Origin of the sequence: Methylobacter sp. (genome assembly GCF_030680395.1) — a bacterium.
Taxonomy (GTDB): Bacteria; Pseudomonadota; Gammaproteobacteria; order Methylococcales; family Methylomonadaceae; genus Methylobacter_A.
Map to the genome: position 1 here is coordinate 1 of NZ_JAUXVR010000016.1, position 19,889 is coordinate 19,889.

18 protein-coding genes are annotated in these 19,889 nt (G+C 46.4%); 8 read left to right on the plus strand and 10 right to left on the minus strand.

Annotated elements, in window-relative coordinates; translation table 11 throughout:
• The 3 genes from Q8L79_RS07270 to Q8L79_RS07280 all read left to right on the plus strand — a co-directional run.
• Positions 1-433, plus strand: a 433-nt coding sequence (locus Q8L79_RS07270; RefSeq protein ID WP_370869894.1) for a transposase, incomplete at its 5' end; no start/stop codon positions are given.
• A 180-nt stretch (positions 434-613) separates the two neighbouring features.
• The gene (gene pap, locus Q8L79_RS07275; protein ID WP_305269619.1) at positions 614-2,107 is read left to right on the plus strand and encodes a polyphosphate:AMP phosphotransferase; all 1,494 of its coding nucleotides are present in this window, start codon (positions 614-616) and stop codon (positions 2,105-2,107) included.
• Between the two features lie 222 nt (positions 2,108-2,329).
• Positions 2,330-3,058, plus strand: coding sequence for a helix-turn-helix domain-containing protein (locus Q8L79_RS07280; RefSeq protein WP_305269622.1), 729 nt, complete (start codon positions 2,330-2,332; stop codon positions 3,056-3,058).
• A gap of 382 nt (positions 3,059-3,440) precedes the next feature.
• Here the strand turns inward: Q8L79_RS07280 and Q8L79_RS07285 are convergent, their stop codons facing one another.
• The 4 genes from Q8L79_RS07285 to Q8L79_RS07300 all read right to left on the minus strand — a co-directional run bounded on the left by Q8L79_RS07285 (position 3,441) and on the right by Q8L79_RS07300 (position 5,733).
• Positions 3,441-4,337 carry a DNA/RNA non-specific endonuclease gene (locus Q8L79_RS07285; RefSeq protein WP_305269625.1) on the minus strand — a complete coding sequence of 299 codons (897 nt, stop codon included), beginning with the start codon at positions 4,335-4,337 and terminating at the stop codon, positions 3,441-3,443.
• Between the two features lie 122 nt (positions 4,338-4,459).
• The gene (locus Q8L79_RS07290; protein WP_305269626.1) at positions 4,460-4,915 is read right to left on the minus strand and encodes a DUF1249 domain-containing protein; all 456 of its coding nucleotides are present in this window, start codon (positions 4,913-4,915) and stop codon (positions 4,460-4,462) included.
• Between the two features lie 6 nt (positions 4,916-4,921).
• On the minus strand, positions 4,922-5,326 hold the full coding sequence (locus Q8L79_RS07295) for a 6-carboxytetrahydropterin synthase (protein ID WP_305269629.1): 405 nt from the start codon (positions 5,324-5,326) through the stop codon (positions 4,922-4,924).
• Between the two features lie 107 nt (positions 5,327-5,433).
• On the minus strand, positions 5,434-5,733 hold the full coding sequence (locus Q8L79_RS07300) for a PilZ domain-containing protein (protein ID WP_305269632.1): 300 nt from the start codon (positions 5,731-5,733) through the stop codon (positions 5,434-5,436).
• Positions 5,734-5,928: 195 nt separating this feature from the next.
• Between Q8L79_RS07300 and Q8L79_RS07305 the strand changes: the two genes are divergently transcribed.
• Both Q8L79_RS07305 and Q8L79_RS07310 read left to right on the plus strand, forming a co-directional pair.
• Positions 5,929-6,942 (plus strand): tryptophan--tRNA ligase, encoded by a 1,014-nt coding sequence (locus Q8L79_RS07305; protein WP_305269634.1) that lies wholly within the window; start codon positions 5,929-5,931, stop codon positions 6,940-6,942.
• A 5-nt stretch (positions 6,943-6,947) separates the two neighbouring features.
• Complete coding sequence (locus Q8L79_RS07310) at positions 6,948-7,649, plus strand: hypothetical protein (RefSeq protein ID WP_305269635.1); 702 nt, start codon at positions 6,948-6,950, stop codon at positions 7,647-7,649.
• A 9-nt stretch (positions 7,650-7,658) separates the two neighbouring features.
• Here Q8L79_RS07310 and Q8L79_RS07315 read toward each other — a convergent pair whose 3' ends face one another.
• Together Q8L79_RS07315 and Q8L79_RS07320 are read right to left on the minus strand one after the other, a co-directional pair.
• The gene (locus Q8L79_RS07315) at positions 7,659-8,156 is read right to left on the minus strand and encodes a hypothetical protein (RefSeq protein WP_305269637.1); all 498 of its coding nucleotides are present in this window, start codon (positions 8,154-8,156) and stop codon (positions 7,659-7,661) included.
• Positions 8,157-8,225: 69 nt separating this feature from the next.
• Positions 8,226-9,620 (minus strand): hypothetical protein, encoded by a 1,395-nt coding sequence (locus Q8L79_RS07320; protein WP_305269639.1) that lies wholly within the window; start codon positions 9,618-9,620, stop codon positions 8,226-8,228.
• Between the two features lie 227 nt (positions 9,621-9,847).
• Between Q8L79_RS07320 and Q8L79_RS07325 the strand changes: the two genes are divergently transcribed.
• Positions 9,848-10,243: a hypothetical protein gene (locus tag Q8L79_RS07325; RefSeq protein WP_305269641.1), complete on the plus strand. Its 396-nt coding sequence runs from the start codon at positions 9,848-9,850 to the stop codon at positions 10,241-10,243.
• A 4-nt stretch (positions 10,244-10,247) separates the two neighbouring features.
• Here the strand turns inward: Q8L79_RS07325 and nadB are convergent, their stop codons facing one another.
• Positions 10,248-11,861, minus strand: coding sequence for an L-aspartate oxidase (gene nadB, locus Q8L79_RS07330; RefSeq protein WP_305269643.1), 1,614 nt, complete (start codon positions 11,859-11,861; stop codon positions 10,248-10,250).
• Between the two features lie 255 nt (positions 11,862-12,116).
• Here nadB and Q8L79_RS07335 point away from each other — a divergent pair, with 255 nt between their 5' ends.
• Complete coding sequence (locus tag Q8L79_RS07335) at positions 12,117-13,520, plus strand: DegQ family serine endoprotease (protein ID WP_305269646.1); 1,404 nt, start codon at positions 12,117-12,119, stop codon at positions 13,518-13,520.
• Between the two features lie 98 nt (positions 13,521-13,618).
• On the opposite strand, the gene Q8L79_RS07340 is transcribed toward Q8L79_RS07335, so the two are convergent.
• Positions 13,619-15,154: a nitrogen regulation protein NR(II) gene (locus Q8L79_RS07340; protein ID WP_305269649.1), complete on the minus strand. Its 1,536-nt coding sequence runs from the start codon at positions 15,152-15,154 to the stop codon at positions 13,619-13,621.
• A 532-nt stretch (positions 15,155-15,686) separates the two neighbouring features.
• Positions 15,687-16,196 (minus strand): formaldehyde-activating enzyme, encoded by a 510-nt coding sequence (fae, locus tag Q8L79_RS07345; protein WP_305269652.1) that lies wholly within the window; start codon positions 16,194-16,196, stop codon positions 15,687-15,689.
• An 896-nt stretch (positions 16,197-17,092) separates the two neighbouring features.
• On the opposite strand from fae, the gene Q8L79_RS07350 reads away from it, so the two are divergent.
• Positions 17,093-18,343, plus strand: a complete 1,251-nt coding sequence (locus Q8L79_RS07350; protein ID WP_305269655.1) for a glycosyltransferase — start codon at positions 17,093-17,095, stop codon at positions 18,341-18,343.
• Between the two features lie 297 nt (positions 18,344-18,640).
• Here the strand turns inward: Q8L79_RS07350 and Q8L79_RS07355 are convergent, their stop codons facing one another.
• Positions 18,641-19,795: a CapA family protein gene (locus Q8L79_RS07355; RefSeq protein ID WP_305269657.1), complete on the minus strand. Its 1,155-nt coding sequence runs from the start codon at positions 19,793-19,795 to the stop codon at positions 18,641-18,643.
• Positions 19,796-19,889: the final 94 nt, after the last annotated feature.

Sequence of the window (19,889 nt, forward strand, 5' to 3'; positions counted from 1 at the left end):
GGACTGGAGCCCGGAGCAAGTCTCGGGGAAGCTGGAAATCACAATCAGCCATGAGCGCATTTATCAGCCTATCTGGGCAGATAAGCAGTGCGGCGGCACTTTGTATCAGCATCTTCGGCACAGCAACAAGAAACGCAAAACGCGATACGGATCAAAGGATAAGCGCGGCCAGATCAGGAACCGTATCAGTATCGACGAACGACCTGAGATCGTTGCGCAAAAGACCCGCATCGGCGATTGGGAGCGTGGCTTAAACGAAAATACCAATGGTTTGATCCGGCAATACTTTACCAAAGGGAGTAGCTTTGAGAACATAACCGATGACGCGGTTGAGGCTGTCATGCATAAGCTCAATCATCGCCCTCGAAAAACACTCAATTTTAGAACACCTCATGAGGTCTTTTTTGCTGAGAAAGAGAAAGAAGCCGCATGATTACTGGGATTGCACTTCGGAGTTTAATCCGCCATTAACTTTCTGTTTTTTAAAGTATTGTTCGCGCCAATACTGGAAAAATACCAGGTTAATTTTGAACGGGTACTTATTACCAATAATCTTATAATATCGATAGCTTATAATATTGCTATTTTCGGGACTATCCTCAGGGAAACTGTTATGTTTGAATCGGCAGAGCTTGGACACAAAATAGACAAGGCCACCTATGATATGGAAGTGCCCAAGCTGCGCGAGGCACTGTTGGAAGCACAAATGGATTTGGCAAAATCGTCCAAATTTCCGGTTATTATTTTGATTGGCGGCCTGGATGGTGCGGGACGCGGCGAAACAGTTAACTTGCTCAACGAATGGATGGATCCGCGTTTTATCCAAACTCACGGCATGGGGAAGCCATCGGATGAGGAACTTGATCGTCCCATGATGTGGCGATTCTGGCGCGAGCTTCCTCCCAAAGGCAAGATAGGCGTATTTCTCGGCTCCTGGTATACCTGGCCGATTCTCAATCGTGTGACCGGTCACACCAAAGCGGCTGAACTTGATCAGAGCATGGAACGCGCTAAATGCCTGGAAAGGATGTTGACCGACGAAGGCGCGCTGATCCTCAAATTCTGGATGCACTTATCTAAAAATAAACAGGAAAAACGCCTGAAACTTCTTGAGGCAAATCCGAAAACCCGCTGGCGCGTGACCAATCGTGATTGGTCGCATTTCAAACTATACGACAAATTCCGCGCTGTCCATGAAAGCGTGATACGGCACACCAGCACCGCTGAGGCGCCGTGGACTATCGTCGAGGGTTACGATCCAAATTACCGCAGCTTGACCGTGGGCAAAATCATTCTGGAAGCCATACGCAAGCGTCTGGATGATGCCGACATCAAAACAACGGCGGTTCATGCGCCGCCGCCGTTGCCATCGATTGACCAACTCGATATTCTGAAAGCACTGGATCTCAATCAAAAGATCGACCGGAAAAAATTTAAGGCTGAACTGGAAAAATATCAGGGCAAGCTCGCTTTACTGACCCGCGAAGACAGGTTTAAGAATATCACCGTCATAGCCATGTTCGAAGGCAATGACGCTGCAGGCAAAGGCGGTGCGATCCGCCGCATCACCAGTGCGCTGGATGCCCGCTGGTACAACATTATTCCGGTTGCTGCACCTACCGAGGAAGAACGCGCCCAACCTTATTTGTGGCGTTTTTGGCGACACATTCCTCGACGCGGACGACTGACGATTTTCGATCGTTCCTGGTATGGTCGCGTTTTGGTCGAACGTGTTGAAGGTTTCTGTTCAAAAGCAGATTGGATGCGTGCTTACAGCGAGATCAACGATTTTGAAGCGCAGCTGGTGCGCCATAATATCGTAGTGGTCAAATTCTGGCTTGCCATTAGCAAGGAAGAGCAACTTGAACGCTTTAATGAGCGTGAAAAAATCGGTTTTAAACGTTTTAAAATTACCGAAGAAGATTGGCGTAATCGCAATAAATGGGATGAATATGAGCACGCAGTGTGCGATATGGTAGATCGCACCAGCACCGAAATTGCACCGTGGACGCTGATAGAAGCCAATGACAAAAACTTTGCCCGTATCAAGATATTGAAAACGTTATGCAAGCAAATTGAAGTGGCAATGCAGAAAAATAGTCTGTAGGGAATACTTATTCTCAATTTAAAATGCGTGCCGGATGCTAACGGTTTCATAAAATTCATTAGCGGCAGAGGCATACCACTTAGTTCATACGCTTTTAAGTGAGACAATGGTTCTTCTGATAAGTTGGTCATCAGGAAGTGTACGCGGATTCCTTATAGCCAAATTAAGTTTTGATAAATCTATTTATTTTTTAGCTCAGCTCTCTTTCTCATTTTCAAAATAATGATCAATTCAACAACGTCAACTTTATTGACCACCAAAACAGCAGTCACTTGCGCAAACTGTAACTTGGATAATTTATGTATTCCTAAAGGCCTGCCTCGGTCGGAAGTGGGTGAGCTCGCGTTATTGGTCAATCGAAACAATATACGTCAAAAGGGTGAGGCTATCTATCATGCCGGCAGCCCATTCAGAGGAATAATTGCCTTGCGTTCCGGCAGTGTCAAATTACTGAGCTTTGACCCAAATGGAAATGAGCTGGTCGTTGATTTTATTCTTCCTGGAGAATTGCTTGGATTTGACGGCTTGTCGTCGCAAATTCATAACTGTACGGCCATAGCGTTAGAGACCGTGAATTATTGCCATTTGCCGGCCTATAAAATAGAGATATTGGCTATCAATACTCCCGGCTTGAGTCAGGTGTTGCTACAAAGATCCTGCGATCAATTTGATGCTCAAGTACAAAAGATGATGCTGAGTCGCCGATCTGCTGAAGAGCGCGTGGCTTACTTCATTCTGCATATTTCAGATCGTCTGAGTATACGAGGCTACTCCGAACTGGAATTCCGCCTGAGCATGTCACGGGAAGAAATAGGAAATTATCTGGGAATCGCACATGAAACGGTTAGCCGCATCATTCATCTCTTTCAAGCACGGAAACTGATAGAAGTTAAATCCAAACAATTAAAAATAACCGATAAAAAAGAGCTGTTTAACTTTTATGCAACTTAATTATTAAACAGCCCAAACCTGCAAGGATTTAATTAAACCTCCGTACACCACACAACTCAGGCAGGCTTCAAGTTGCGCTATCTACGGTAAAACGAAAACTACGACTAAGAGGAGAAAGTCTTTTAGTTTTTATATACTGACTTTAGAGGCATGCTCAGCGATTACTGTCGTAAGGACAACAGTTGATTTGCATCAACGTGCAGCTATTTAAACAAATTGCGGAATAAAAAAATTGAGCCAGATCAATAAATGTTTGTTTATTGGATTCCAGCCCGAAAATTAAGGATTGGTTGAGACACGGTATGAACGACTGTATGGAGCAGTTTCCGAGAGCGCACCATTTTGATGACGGTGTTGGCGGCGATCTGCATACTGACCGCCGTTAATGACGTGGGGGCAGATTGCTGACGGCTTGTAAATCCCAGGGTAGAGGTTCAATGGCCGCTTCCACATGTGCCTCAATGCGATCGTCCAATTCCACAAAAAAATCAATACCGGTTTGTGCTTCTATGCTGTCAATATTGGTCACGAACTGCGCCAGCGGTTCTTTGCCGTTAACCGTTTGCGGGATTAAAAAGGCCAGGGCAAGAGGTGGTTTGTTTGGCGTGGCATCTGCTATATATATTTTGTAAAACGCATCCGGTATTTCCACCGTCAAATCCGACGTTAAGCGCTCGACCGTGCCGTTAAAAACCGGCCCGGTAATCACCCACACCTTGCCGAACAGCTTGGCAAAATGCTTTATTTCCGCCTCCTCCAAACGCTGCCATATCTTTTGGTTAAGGTTGGGTTTTTGCGGAGTGATGTTGGTCATTAAAAAACTGTCCGCCTGACCTTCCCTGCCGTAAAGATGACTTATCGCATAATTTGGCGCCATGTGGCCACGGTCGTATCCGCTTTTTTGATAACTCTCGTGACTGACGCGATTGATGCTACGCCAATCGGTTTCAAAGCGGCTGGGGCGTTTTATGGACGGCGTATTTGCAGCCTGGTCGGTCAGCGCGTACTCCACCCACAACGGGTTACCCCGCAGATCCGAGTAACCCAGAATAAAGCCATCATTACGTAATATACGAAACCAGGTGTCGATGTTTTTGGCATCGAGGGATTGTGGTGCGCCTTGATAAAGTAATGCCGGGCGGGCAATTTTAACTTCATAGCCATAGCCGCCCAAACCCAGACCGAGAACAATCAGCAACAGCACGGGATATTTGCGGCTTAAGCGGAATAATCCCGACAATAATTTAAACAGGTTTAGTGCGGATGATTGTCTGCGCATTAACGATGTATTTTAAGGAAATCAACAGTGATTCGAAAACAGAGGTGGGCGAAAGGCAAAAAGCGGCCGTGTGGAATCCGGTTTTTTCGCTTTTCGCCTATCCGGTTCTATTCAGCAACAGGTTAAATCAACACTTCCGTTTGTATAGTATTAGCGCTGAATAAATAATCCTTTTTTAAACAGTGATCCAGCCATTTTTGCAGAAAATAATTTAATCGCCATTTGTAATTCATGATTTCACGGCTTAATCCGGGATCTTTAAAAACTTGCGCCACACCGGCACGAGCATGATCGCTTAATACCTCAGCCAGATGCGCATCCAGATAAACTCTTATTTTTACGGCAGGCGCCAAAAGCTCTTCCTCATTTTTATTGAAGCAATGGCTAAGCTCAACTGTCATGGTGTAAGGCGTACGCTCAATGATCTCGAGATGCAGCGTAGTGTGATGGGGCGCGAGGCCAATGGCGGTTTCTTTAAATGCCATTAAGTCCGGAATTAATTTTAGCAACTTTTGATAGTTGGATTCGCAGACTTGCTCAAGACAGATTGATTTATTGACCGGATTGACAAAGCTCATGACCTGTCAATTTTCCCTATAACAGGCATGGGCGCTGGCGGTTTCCCATAACACCACCTGGGCTACATTAAAGCCGGATTGTTTGAGATGACGGTAAATCATCTTACTCAGGACTTCTGCGGTGGGATGTTCGTCAAGGGCAAGGAAGCGCTCCTTATTTGCAGTGAGCATGGGTATGATCGGATCATCTTTATGCAACAGAAAATTATGGTCAAGATGCTGATCGATATATGCCTCAACGCAATTCCTGATATCGGAAAAGTCGCAGACCATGCCTTGGTCGTTGAGTTGTTCCTGCTCTATGGAAATAGAGGCCTTAACGCTATGTCCGTGTAAATTGCGGCATTTGCCGGGGTGATTCATTAGCCGGTGTCCGTAACAAAAATACACCTCTTTGGTAATCGTATACATAATAAAAATATAAGCAGTTCCGGTAATTTAAATAAGGAGGCATTGCCTGCATGGAGGTAGGCAAGTGGCGTGAGCAGGAGCGGAAACATTGCCTACATGGAGGTAGGTCAGTCCCCTTTTATGCTTTTTATGGTGGCGGCAATCTCGTAGTTACCATCGCCTTGCTGGGTACTTCTGATAACCTCAATAAAAGCGGTCATTGAGGGCGTGACTGTATTTTTTGGAATAACGTTTATTTCCATTGCCTTGCCGGGGTCAAAAAACCGGTCGGCAATGAATGAAACGCCGGCACCGCTAATTGACGAACAGCGTCCGTGGTGTAATTCATCCGAACCCGCAAGTCTGTAAGTTACGTCACAGTCTATTTCCATTCGAATATAATTGCGCTTTTCATCATATTCCAACATGCTATTTCTCCGGTCAAGTTTACAGTTATTGCGTCTGCTGGTCGATCTACAAAGTTTACTATAAAAAGCATAATAACGGGGGCATGATTTGCAACGGTGCCGTCAATTGAGCTATTCCACTGGATATTAACCTGAATTTATGTAATATGACGCCAACTTTCACATCTTAAATAAACAGACTTCTGAGTATCATTTATGACTAAAGCAATCGTTTTAACCGGAATTACAACTACGGGCACTCCGCATTTGGGTAATTATGTCGGCGCCATCAGACCGGCCATTGCGGCGAGTAAGGATGCGAATGTTACGCCCTTTTATTTTCTGGCCGATTATCATGCGCTGATTAAATGTCAGGAGCCGGAAAGAGTCAGACAATCCAGCCTTGAAATTGCCGCAACATGGCTGGCTTTAGGGTTGGATACGTCAAATGCAGTTTTCTATCGGCAGTCGGATGTCCCTGAAATTTTGGAACTCTCCTGGATGTTGACCTGCGTCGCAGCAAAAGGCTTGATGAACAGGGCGCATGCCTACAAGGCGGCGGTCGCCGAAAATGAACAGGGCGGCGAGAACGATGCCGACAAAGGCATCACCATGGGCTTGTTCAGCTACCCGATCTTAATGGCGGCCGATATGCTGATGTTTAATGCCAATAAAGTTCCGGTCGGCAAGGACCAGATTCAGCATATTGAAATGGCCAGGGATCTTGCCGGGCGTTTTAATCACATTTACGGCGAACATTTTGTGCTGCCGGAGGCGGTTATTGAAGAGCACGCATCAACATTAGCGGGTCTGGACGGGCGCAAGATGAGTAAAAGTTATAACAACACCATCCCATTATTCGAGCCTGAAAAAAAGCTAAGAAAACTCATTAACAAGATTAAAACCAACTCATTGGAACCCGGTGAGCCGAAAGATCCCGAAGGTTGCACTTTATTCAGCATTTATCAGGCTTTTGCAAACCCGGAGGAAGTCGCTGAAATACGGCAACGCTACGCAAGCGGCATCGCCTGGGGTGAAATGAAACAGGTGCTGTTTGAGCACATTAATGATCACCTCATTCCGGCAAGAGAACGGTATGAGGCATTGATACAGGCACCGGAACATATCGAAGAGCAATTGCAGGAAGGCGCTCAAAAAGCGCGTGCAGTCAGCGTGCCGTTTATGAAGGAATTGCGTAAAGCGGTCGGGATTTCATCGATTGCCTTGTGAGACCCGTGACGTTCGGTAACTGGCTTGGGCAGGCATTAATGCTGATCAGCCGTGCGCCGTTGCTTTGGACAGGCTACACCTTATTTATTGGCCTGCTTTTGGGGATCGAACGGGTTTCCATGGCGCTGGGTATTTTTCTTGCTGTAACAGGGTTATTTGTCGGAGTAGGCGTTGCAAAATATATCGACTTGAAATCCTCGGCAGTAACTTCATTGAGTTTTTACCGGGCGATAGCTAAAAGCCTGCCTTTAGCCGTATTAGCGGCCGGCAGTCTGGTAATTTGCTGGTTTGTATTCAGAGCGACTGCCAATATTTATTCGGGTGAGCTCTATAAAATAGGCCGCTTCTTTTTTTACTGGGAATTGACTACAGAGCATCTGGATAATAAGTCCCGGCACCAAATAGCCGGTTGGCTCTATTTACCGGCAATAACCACGCTGCTTTTTATCTTGCTAATGCTGACCACTTTTGCAAACTGGTTCAGTTATCCGTTAATGCTGTTTAAAGACTATTCCTGGAGTCAGGCAAGACAACAAGGCAATGAGGCATCCGTCAAAAACCAGGCGGCAATGTATAAGCTGTTGGCTTTTATATTTGCGGCCACATTTATTGGTGCGGGAATAATTCCTTTGTTAGCACCTGTTTTGTATATGCTGGTTTCAACGTTAATGTATGTATCTTACAAGACTGTTTTTGAGTCGACATGACAAATCAGGTTAAAGCAGCTGTCCCAGCGCAAAAGCGCCAAAATAAGTTGTTGTAAAATAGAACAAAGACAAGACCAGGCCGGCGAAAAGATTGATAGACAGAACTTGCTTGATTATGTGAGCTACCACCACATAAACCCAAAATAAAAGCAGAGCCAAAAAATAATAACTTAAAGGGTCTTCGCTGACGGTCAGCCAGACCAATACCGGTACGATTAACAACGCGACTATATTGGCGCAAAATATAACCGCTGTCGCCACTTGTACATAGGCGTATAAGGTCCGGTTAAGGAACAGCATAACGCCTATAAACATAAGCGTTAATAATGTCTGTATACCAACTTCGGTAAACGATTCTATCGGGTCGTCGGTCATGTTGGCTTGCATGAAATATTCGACAACAAAATAGAACAGCAGATTTTGTTTAAAAAAATCGACTGATCTCGGTAGCTCAAGCGGGTTATTTTGTAACCAACATAGTGGCAAATATTGTTTTAAAACATCCATAGTTACCCAGGGTTTTATTTTTACAAGCTATTTAAACCGCAGCGGCCAATTACTGTGGGCATGTGAATACTATTTAAAATCCGGCGAATCCGAATAGCCGGTTGAGGATTGTCCATCATAGGTACTGAAATTATCATTCAATAGTTGCACCAGTTCTTTGGCTTTGTTGGATATCTGAGCCAGACGGAGCTTTGTCTTTTTATTCCAGCCGACGGGTTCGGAAATCGGCAGCATCATGCGGCTGAAAATCAGATTTCTTTCGAAAATACCGGCTAAATTTTCCATTAAATTGAGCTCCTTTTGTCGGGCGTTAAGCTGACTGATTATTAATTTCGCCTGGATCCTGCTGAAAATAATATGCAGAGGGATCATGATTACTATCAATGTAAGGACGATAACGGGCCCGATAATAGGGTCTATCAATAACTCCAGAATACCGGTTTGTATTTCAGCAAAAATGGCAAGGGTAGCAATAAACCCAAGGACAATCAGGCTGGAAAAGGCTGACCGATCTTTCCATTGTACGATTGCCTTTTTTACCTCCGGTATCACCACGTTATTAATTTCACGAACGTTTTTTTCCAGTGAATTCAACACGCGATAAGTTCGGTCATAGCCGACATTGGCTATGCGCTGATCTATCAAGGCAAAGTCAGCCGAGGATTGAGGACTAACGCTGCCTTCCTGACTGGACAGAACAATAAACTGACCGGTATTTAGTCCCAATCCGCCAAGTTTTCTTTGCCATGAAGAGATGATCTCGCTGTTTGTAGTCGAACTCAGCATGGTTGCAGGTCTATCTATCAGATAAACAAATTTATTGGAATCCTGATGGAGGGTGATGCTTTCCACTACTTCGTCAACCAGCGGCGATGTTGAATCAAAGATATCGGTAAAAATTAAAACCAGGTCGGAGTTTTCAATGGTGTGTTTTACTAACAGTGAGGCAACCGGGCTGGATGGTGCCGCACTGATATTGGGCGTATCAATGAAAAGCTTGCTTTTCAGGCGATCACTATTAAGCGTTTTTAATTCCAGGTAAGAATTAATGCGATCCCCTTCGCCTTCTTGCTGCTGCTCGATTTTACGGCTGATTTGATAAAACGGAAAACGGTGGTCTACATCCAGCGCGGTGCCGGGCAAGGTTGCCGGATTGGACTGATTGTTATGCAGCAAGACGGTAAACTTATGACTGGATGTTTGAATACCCGAAAACAAATTGTCCGAGCCCAGATAATTATTAATAAATCTGGATTTGGCCGTTGAGTTACCGCCAATCAAACTGACGATAGGCCACCATGAGTTTTTACTGGCAGTCGTTTCATCCATTTCGATGAGCCCCAAATCAAATTCAATTTGATCGAGCTCCTGAAAGGTTCTTGATGCTTTCAGTAATACCGGATTGTCGGTGGCGAATTGTTTTTCAAGATTAAGCAGGTATTTGCTTGCTGTCTTTTCAGTCATCAGTTTGACACCTTATTTGTTGTATTTTTATGGATTAAGGGGTAACGAAGTATACACCCAGAATGGAAGAGTAATACAAAAAAACAAGAGGGATAATAAGGGCGTTTTATTGCTGTAAAATGAAAAAATATTGAGCAAATATTGCTCTTTTGATACTCAAATTAGACGAGTTTATAGTATATTGGGCGTCGATTAATGAGCCTTGTAAACGTGATTTAAAAAATAAAATGATGAATATAAAGAGTCTGATTGTTCTTCGAAGCTTAGCGACTCTTGCTATTGCTGCGTTAATATCCGGCTGTGCTGTTCCGCTTTTTGGTGGGTATGGCGCTAACGGCCAGTCACGTGAAGAATTTGAGCATCACGTGGAGGATATTTTTCGATTGCAAAATCAAATGACCAGCGAGGTGATGATGTTGCTGGAAAATGATGAAGCAGAAAAACCTGAAGCCTTACAGCAGGCTGAGCAACATATGCAAAAGGTCTGCGCTGATCTTAACGAATATGTTTCTCGTGATATCGATGGTTTAAGCAGCGGGCTTTTTTTGCGCCGACGGGTTGAGAAATCAGCCATAGATTGCGAGCAAGCGGCAATCGCCATCAAACCGCTGTTGAACCTTTAGCGCATCAACGGCGGTCAGTCGGCCATGGCGTCAAAACAGTATTTTGCGCAGGTTTGCTGTTATCGGTTTCGGGATAGTCGAGCGTGTAATGCAAGCCACGGCTTTCCTTGCGTTGCTGTGCGCAACGGATAATTAGTTCGGCAGCGATGACCAGATTGCGCAATTCCAGCAAATCGCTGGTAACACGGAAGTTACTGTAATATTCGGCGATCTCCTTTTTAAGCAATTCCACACGACTCATTGCCCGACTTAAGCGTTTATCGGTTCTGACGATGCCGACATAGTCCCACATAAAGCGGCGCAATTCATCCCAGTTATGAGAAACGACCACTTCTTCATCGGAATCGCTGACTTGTGATTCATCCCAATCCGGGATTTCCGGCAGGGGTAAAATACCGGGAAGTTTCTGTAAAATATCCTCGCTGGCCCGTTCTGCAAAAACCAGACACTCCAATAACGAGTTACTGGCCATGCGATTGGCGCCGTGCAAACCGGTACAGGCAACCTCGCCTATGGCATAGAGGTTGGGAATGTCAGCACGCGCATAGCTATCGGTTAACACCCCGCCGCAGGTATAATGCGCGGCCGGAACAACAGGAATAGGCTGCTTGGTGATGTCTATATCAAACTCAAGACACTGCTGGTAAATCGTCGGAAAATGTTCGCGGATGAACTGCTCCGATTTATGACTAATATCCAGGTAAACACAGTCTATGCCGCGTTTTTTCATTTCATGATCGATAGCTCGGGCCACAATATCCCGAGGCGCCAATTCCTCTCTCGAATCAAAATGATGCATAAAAGGTGAGCCGTCCGGCAAAATCAATTTGCCGCCCTCGCCTCTTACCGCTTCGCTGATCAGGAAAGAATGTGCGTGCGGATGATAGAGGCAAGTCGGATGAAATTGCATAAACTCCATATTGCTGACGCGACAGCCGGCACGCCAGGCCAAGGCGATGCCATCGCCGGTTGCACTTTGCGGATTAGTGCTGTAAAGGTAAGCCTTACTTGCGCCGCCGGTTGCCAGAACCACGACGCGAGCCGCTATCGTCCTGACCTGCTGCTTTATTGAGTCTAAAACATAAGCGCCCAAAATCCGTTTGTCATCTTCCTTGGAACCGGTAATTAACTCCACCACATTATGGTGTTCGAACAGCTCGATATTGGCGTGTTCCCGAGCGCGTTCAATCAACGATAGAGACACCGCCTTACCCGTAGCGTCGGCGGTATGCACAATGCGTCGATGAGAATGCCCGCCTTCCTGGTTTAAATGCAGCTTTGATCCCCCTGATGCGGTCTGCTCCTCGGTAAAAACCACGCCCTGCTTCATCAGCCAGTCTATTGAACTTTTACCGTGCGTCACGGTCAGTCTCACAATCTCGGGATTACAAAGTCCGGCACCGGCATCCAGCGTATCGTCAATGTGCGACTCGATAGAATCATCGGCGCCGAAAACAGCGGATATTCCGCCTTGCGCATAATAGGTGCTACCTGCCGTCAAAGCGAATTTTGACAGAACAGCGATACGCATTGAATGATTCGCCAGTTTAAGCGCCAAGCTTAAGCCCGCGCCGCCGCTGCCAATAATAAGGACATCGTAATTTTGGGAATAAGGCATTTAGGTACAGATAGTGAGCAGGACGGTTAAGTATTAACACGCTTGGTTGTTGTTAATGGATAATATAGCTTTTTAGTATGATAGCAATTTTTTTTATATCGCTATCCAGATATATTTTGTCTCTGTTACTATCAAGACTAGCGAGTGTTATAGCCTTAAAAACAGGACGTAACTTTTCTGGAACGCTATATCAATTATATTGGTTGTTATTTTTAACATAAGTTATTTCATTAATGATATTAAATGGAGGTTTTTATGTTCGATAAAGTTAAGTGGTGTTTTTTCCTGATCGTTTTATTTAATCAAAACGTATCGGCACAATTACCGGATTTTACCGAGATGGTAAAATCCAATGGCGTTGCCGTAGTCAACATCAGCACCACTCAAAAAGCGCCTCCTGAGGCTGAAAACGCCCCCGAAGAACTGCAGCTACCGGAAGGAATGCCTCCGGAAATGGAAGAGTTTTTTAAGCGCTTTTTAAATGAACAAGGCGGCGGATATGTTCCAAGGGACACCACGTCCTTAGGCTCGGGCTTTATTATTTCCTCGGATGGCTACATCTTAACCAATAGCCATGTAGTAAAAGACGCCGATGAAATCGTGGTCAAATTATCCGACCGCCGGGAGCTGTTAGCCAAAGCGATCGGTTATGATGCGCGCACCGATGTTGCATTATTAAAAGTCGATGCCAAAGACTTGCCCGCAGTTACTATCGGTGAGCCGAACAAGCTCCAGGTCGGCGAGTGGGTTCTGGCGATAGGCTCCCCTTTCGGATTCGAGCAATCCGTGACAGCCGGTATAGTCAGCGCCAAAGGACGCAGCTTACCAGGCGGAAATTACGTACCGTTTATACAGACGGACGTAGCCATAAATCCCGGCAATTCAGGCGGACCGCTGTTTAATATGGAAGGCAAAGTCGTTGGCATAAACTCCCAGATTTACAGCCGTACCGGCGGTTTTATGGGGCTTTCATTTGCTATCCCTATGGATGTAGTGATGAATGTCGTCGATCAAATCAAAGCTACCGGCAAAGCCGCGCATGGCTGGCTGGGCGTCCAGATACAGGATGTCACGCGGGAACTGGCCGAATCATTCGGCATGAAAAAACCGCAAGGAGCGTTGGTTTCCAAAGTGCTGCCCGACAGCCCTGCCGAAAAAGCCGGATTGCAGATTGGCGATATTATTACCGAATTTAATGGCCAATCCATTGAAGCTTCTGGTGATTTACCGCCCATGGTGGGCATAACGCCTATCAATAACAAGGCCACATTAAAAATCATCAGGCAAGGCGAAACCAAAACCATCGACTTTAAAGTAGGGCTTTTGCCGGACGAAGTCGATAAGTTGGCGGACGCTAAGGCAGCACCAAAACTTCCCCATAATCGTCTGGGTATTAATGTCATTGATTTGACCGATCTGCAAAGAGAAACCTTGCAGGTTGCTAAAAACGGCGTGTTAGTACAGGATGTTGGCAAAGGTACCGCCAAGGATGCCGGAATTCAGCGTGGCGATGTGATTTTACGTATTCAGGACAACGTCATCCGCAATGCAGCTGATTTTGAGAAAATAGTCAAAAAGCTCCCGGCCGGTAAGTCAGTCGCTGTTTTAATACAGCGTCAGGGCAACCCCGTATTCCTGGCGGTTAAAGTAGAAAAATAACGGCTGTTACACAATAGCTAACGTTTTTTTACTGCGAAGATCACGAAGTTTTATGAGTCATTCCTCATGATCTTCGTGATTTTTTTTATTCGGCCTACCTAACTTCTCAAGTTTTTCCGTATGGGCAGCGTGAAATAAAAAGTGGTGCCTTTTCCAGCTTGGCTATTGAAATGAAAGGTCCCTTCATGAGCGTCGATAAGCGAGCGGCTGATAGATAACCCCATGCCCATGCCATCTGCCTTGGTGGTATAAAAAGGCGTCAATATTTTTTGCTTCTGGTCTTCATCAAGTCCCGGTCCGCTGTCCTTCACCCTAACCTGTATGCTGTTATCGGGCATCAATTGACTATTGATGATTATCTGGCGCTGCTGTTTTGCGGATACATTTTGCAAGGCTTCAACGCTGTTCCTGACCAGGTTTATGATGACCTGCTCAATTTGTATATGATCGACATAGACAGGCGGCAAATCGCTTTCCAGTTCAAATATCAACTTTATGTCGTTTTGTTTAAATTCGGCAATACACAAGCCGACTGCCTCATGAATCAAAGTATTAATATCGGCGCTTGAACGATGTTTTGAATGGGATTTAACAAACTCCCTCATCCGATGAATGATCCCTCCCGCACGTAAAGCCTGTTGCTGCGTTTTGTATAGAATCTCGGTGAGTTTTACCAAGTCAGGATCCTCAGCGTTGATAAGGTTTAAACTGACCTGCGTATAGCTGGAAATCGCAGCCAGAGGTTGGTTGACTTCATGAGCGATACCTGACGCCATCTCCCCCATCAACCCAAGGCGGGTGACATGGGCGAGTTCGTCCAGATGTTTTTTGTCTTGCTGTTCCCGGTATTTCCGCTCACTGATATCGGTAGAAACACCGCACAAGCCGTAAATACTGCCGTCTTCACGGCGTAGTGGTTGATTAATGGTAAAATAGGCATGTGTGATGGCGCCACTCTTACCGGCATAAACATTCTCGGTGGCTGTACGCTCACCCAACTCAATAACACGGCGATCATCTTCACGCAATTTTGCCGCCGTGGCTTCGTCAAAAAAGGCATCGTCTGATTTACCGATAATATCTTCCAGCGCCTTGCCAAACAATTGCTGCACCGGCTGATTGGCGTACTGGTATTGATAGTTGCAATCCTTGATATAAATAAAAGCATCGACACTATCGAGAATAGTGGCGAGTTTACTTTCACTTTCCCGCAACGCATGTTCCGCTATCTTTCTTTGTTGTATCTCAGCTTGCAACTGTGCGACGGTGGGTACAGACAAGGCACGAGGAACAATCCATATCATCAGCACCGTGGTGGCAAGAGAAACTATCGCGGTAACCGCTTTAACCAGGCCGTCCAGCCAATATAAAGGTATCCAGACAGTAATAGCCGACAGTAAATGCGTGGTACCGCAAGCGACAATAAAGCCGGCAAACATGACAAGCAGCCACGGATAGGGTAAATCTTTACGCTGCCTGATAAAATAAACGAGAACAGGAGGAATGGAATAATAGGCAAGAGTGATCAGCAGATCTGAAATAACGTGTAGCCAAAGTAATAGGGGGCTCCACGACAAACAATAGCCATGAGGCATGAGGTCTTTAATATCAAAAAGATTAATCAGTGGTTGCATTGGTTAAGTATGGGATGAAATGGCGTTTAAACTGTTCGTCTGTTTTTGATCGATGCTGGTCAATTAGCGAGGCTGCAATAAGATCATATCCTGAGGTATCCACATAAAATAAGTTTATAAAACAACAGGTTTTTGATATTTTTCGCATTCAATATATACAACATAGCCGAAAAGTCGTCATGCCGGCAGGGATGCCAGTATCCAGTCACAAGGATGTGAAACTTTAAAATACCACTCGCTTTTATTAAGCCCATGGAAAGTCACCAAAGTTACCATCCATGGCACTGGATTCCGGCATCCCTGCCGGAACGACGAGCTTGGGAAATTCGTGGGGATACCTCAGGATCAGCCCCTTATAATCTGCATCAATGAATCCAGGATTTTTCTTGATATGTTACTACACCGCAACGCTGACTTATATACGACTAAATAACCACTCTATCCAAACGCCAGACAATAAAAAAGGGTTTTCGTTTTCACGTAAACCCTTTGGTTATTTGGAGTCCATGGCCGGCAGCCTTTACCTTTCTTTTTAATCGTGCGCCGCGAGCGGATGATGCTTCACCTCTTCCTGGGCAATCACTTCGCCGACAGTGGGTTCTCCTGCAACAGCACGCTTAATCGCCAGCTTGGTGGCTTCATAATTCCAGTCCTGGATTTTATCGTTGTCCTTGGCATCCCAGTGAATAAAAACACCTACGCAGATAAAAATATCATTAGCTTCTTCCATGGGTATTACACCGTCTTTAACGCTATCGGCTACCGCCTTGGCCACACCGCGTTCCGCCGGTCCGAACATTTGGTTTACCTGTTTTTCATTCTTGATTTCGACTTTATTGAACATGACGGTATTAGGCTTAGCCATCAAATTAGGGGCGACCAGTGCCAATAAAGAATTATCGCCTCGCTTTTGGTTAGTCAGCGTAATACAAAATGCAATTTCTGCGGCACTGCCGCGCGGCCCCATGAGCAGATCAATATGGGCCAATTCTTTTCCTTCACCTACCAAGGCTTCACCTACCAGTACTTTATCGATTTTCATGTTGGTTTCTCCTCTTGAGTTTTCAAATCAATTCTTGAATGATGGAATCAAGGTCGCCTACTTTTGGATTTTTAATGGACTACCCGCTTTTCCCAAGTTAAAAGTTGATGGTCATATTGCGATACGGGAATAGTCTTCAACAACCGGTTCAATAGTTGTCTAACGCAAAGCTGACCGGACAGCGATCCACCTTAAAAAGGTTCTCAGCCGCATTCCGGTTAAGCACACGGCTGGATATTTAAGTTACTCCGCTCCTATTATTTCTTCATTCCATAAAACCGTCCGCAGGAAGAACCCCATCGAAACGGCCGTTACGATAGGCATACACGTCGTCTATGCCGTCAACCATGATTTTGTTATTTTTAATCTATGCATAAGTTCCACGTCTATCGATAAGAACCCGGCGGGATTGCTCTTCAGTTAGCGTGGCACATCTCAATCTGTGGATTAAGCCATGAACAACTCAGTAGCGCCTCCTCGCCCCGCCACGCTAGCGAGCATGAATGAAACATTTCCTGTTTCGGATGATTCAATGCCGATATATCTGCATTGAATAATTTATAACATCTTAATAAAATCAATAACATCCGTATCACTACCTATGTCGGCATCAGCTATTAACTGTTGAACTCTTACGACTCCCCGGACCAAGACTGATTGTTGAAATAGTCCACAGCGCAAATAACAAATACAGCTTCCCGATGCCTTGCCTCATACTTATTTTCCAACCGAATCCATCATGGCCTTGCTCAATGTTGTCAGGCGATGTTAAAAATTGACCATGACCGATTAAATGGCTATAAAAGTGTCTTGTTAAAATAATTTATTTGATGAAAATGAGCGCTGAAAATGACAAAAATCCGATGCTGCTTGATACACACTAGCGCACTCACCTCATGAAAATAGGCATACAAACCTGGGGTTCCAATGGCGACATTCGTCCGATGCTGGCATTGGCCGATGGCCTGCAAAAAGCGGGTCACTCTGTGACGCTGGTGGTAAGCAGTATCGACAACCACAGTTATCACGAAATCTGCAAACAGTTGAAAATAGGCTATCGGCAAGTTCCGGAGCATATTGATTTCGATATGCAGGACTTTGCCCAACGTTCGTTTCGGATGCATCCTCTGCAATGGCTGCGGGCGTTGCTTGATGAAGCATTCTTTCCCCACGAGCAAACCGTGTATCAGGCGGCCCGGCAATTAGTCGCCGATAATGACATCGTGATCGGCCATCATTTTCTTTATCCTCTAAAATTGGCGGCGCTACAGCAGCAGAAGCCTTTTTTCAGCGTGACGTTGTGCCATGCCGCAATACCCAATCCTGCGGTCCCGCCTTTGAGCTTTCCTGACTTGGGTTATCGTATTAATAAATTGAGCTGGAGGCTGTTGGACACGGCATTCAATTGGGCATTGAAAAAACCGTTGAGTCGTTTATGGCTGGAAGCCGGTCAAACGCCGCCTGTTAATGTGCTGACCGAACTGCTCACCTCGCAACAACTTAATCTGGTAGCGGTCGATCCGTGGTTTTGCCGTTCATTTGAGCATTGGCAGCCGCATCATCAAGTCTGCGGTTTTCTGAATTTAACCGAAGACGCGCGGCATTGGACGCTTCCGGCCAAGCTTGCCGGGTTTCTGGATAATGGCGCCGCACCGGTATATATGACTTTCGGCAGTTTGCAACAGGCGATGCCCGACTGGAGTATGGAGCTGTTTTTGGAAGCGGCGGCTTTGGCGAATTGCCGGGCCATTATCCAGACCAGTTCAGCGCGTTATCCTGCCGACAGCCAAATCGATCAGGTCTATTTCATTGGCAGACATCCGCATCAACCGCTGTTCCGACAGTGCGCGGCGATTGTTCATCACGGCGGCGCCGGCACTACCCATGCCGCAACCCTGTCAGGCTGCCCGTCCGTGGTGGTGCCGTTTATGGACGAGCAGTTATTCTGGGCCCGACAACTGCAAGCGCTGGGTTTGGCAGGAAAGCCTTTACCGGCAAAGAAAGTAAATGCCGTGGCTTTGGCTAAGGGGATACGGGCCGTATTGGATTCGCAGTCCATAAGAAACAACGCCCGGCAGGCCAGCCTGGTTATGCAAACTCACGACGGCATAGCGCGGGCGGTACAATTGCTGGAAGCGCAATTTTAAAGCGTTGAGGCATTATCATCGCCCAATTTTAGTTAGCCTAAATTGGGCGATGACGCATTGATTTTGTCATTTCATGTAAAAGACAAAATCAATGGGGGGAAGCCCTAACCATAAGGAATGCATGGCGAGTCTGCCGGTATCACACATAAAGAGTTGGGCGCTTACTGAATCCATGATGCCCTGCTCTACCTTGTCAGGAAAACAGGGAGTAGGCCACGAAGAAGAGAAGCCTATCGTCGACAACCGGAATGCCTTTAGCAGCAACAATGTCCGAGCGAGCAAACGCCGACTGCATCCTTACTTTCCGGCCGACAAGGCCAAACGAAAGTCATCGATCAATTCGATCCTCGCGCCCAGCGACCGGACTTCCCTGTCCATGCCTTGCTGCAGCCAGTGAACGTCATCAAAGTGCGCGTAACTCAGCCGGAAGCGTCTGATTTGCATCGGCGTCATGATCAAGCTGACCAGCTTTCCTGTCGCCAAGTCCATGGTCACAAAATACATCAAGGTCAAATCGCCACGGAATTCCTCGTATCCTGAAATGCCTTCGTAATCGTTCAGAAAATCGCCGCAACCGAAAACAACCGGTTTGCCTTGATATACCTCGACGCCCTTGGGATGGTGCGATGAGTGACCATGCACCACGTCCACCTGGGCCTGATCTATCAGCCGGTGCGCAAATTGCCTTTGTGCGCTTAAGACCTCGTAGCCCCAGTTTCCGCCCCAGTGTATCGAGGCCACCACACAATCGCCTTCCCGCTTAAGTCCCAAGATCCGCTTAGCGATGCGGCGCACCGTATCCTCGGACAAGTCCGGCAGTAAATTCACGCCCGGCCTGTCGCTACGGGCGCTCCACAACGAAGGAATGCCGCTGCTTTCGTGCCCGAAGCCGAACACCATCACGCGGCCTTTCCCGGCCACCTCGATAATCGCCGGCGCTTCGGCTTCCGAAAGATTCCGGCCTGCTCCCGCAACCTTGAGATTCGCACCGTCCAAAGTGGTGAGCGTCTCCGTCAATCCGGCATATCCCCAATCCAGGACATGATTGTTAGCCAGAACGCAGCAGTCGATTTTCGCCGCAGAAATACAGGGGATGTTCCGCGGCTGCATCCGGTAATGGATACATTTTCCGGCCCAAAACTTCCGGCTGGCCGTCACCGCCGTCTCAAGGTTAATGATGCGGACATCGGGGTTAATGCACCGGAATTCTTCAAGCGCATCTCCCCAGATATAAGCAAAGTCAACCGGCTTCGGAATAGGGCCGTTGACTTCTTCCGCAAGCATTGCATAGTCCTTGGCGGAGGTCATATAAGGTTCATGAAGCCGGGGATTGCCGGGATACGGCAGCACTTGGTCGATGCCCCGACCGGTCATCACATCGCCGCACAAAAACAGCGTAAGCAAGGTATCGCGAGAAGCTTCCTGAGATGAAAGGCGTTGATCTGAAATCATTTTCGTCTCCTGTCGGGCGTGTTCCGGTTATCTTCGGCCAGCGATTGGACTTAGCTTTATCGACACTGATACCCATCGGAAAGCCCCGAATTTA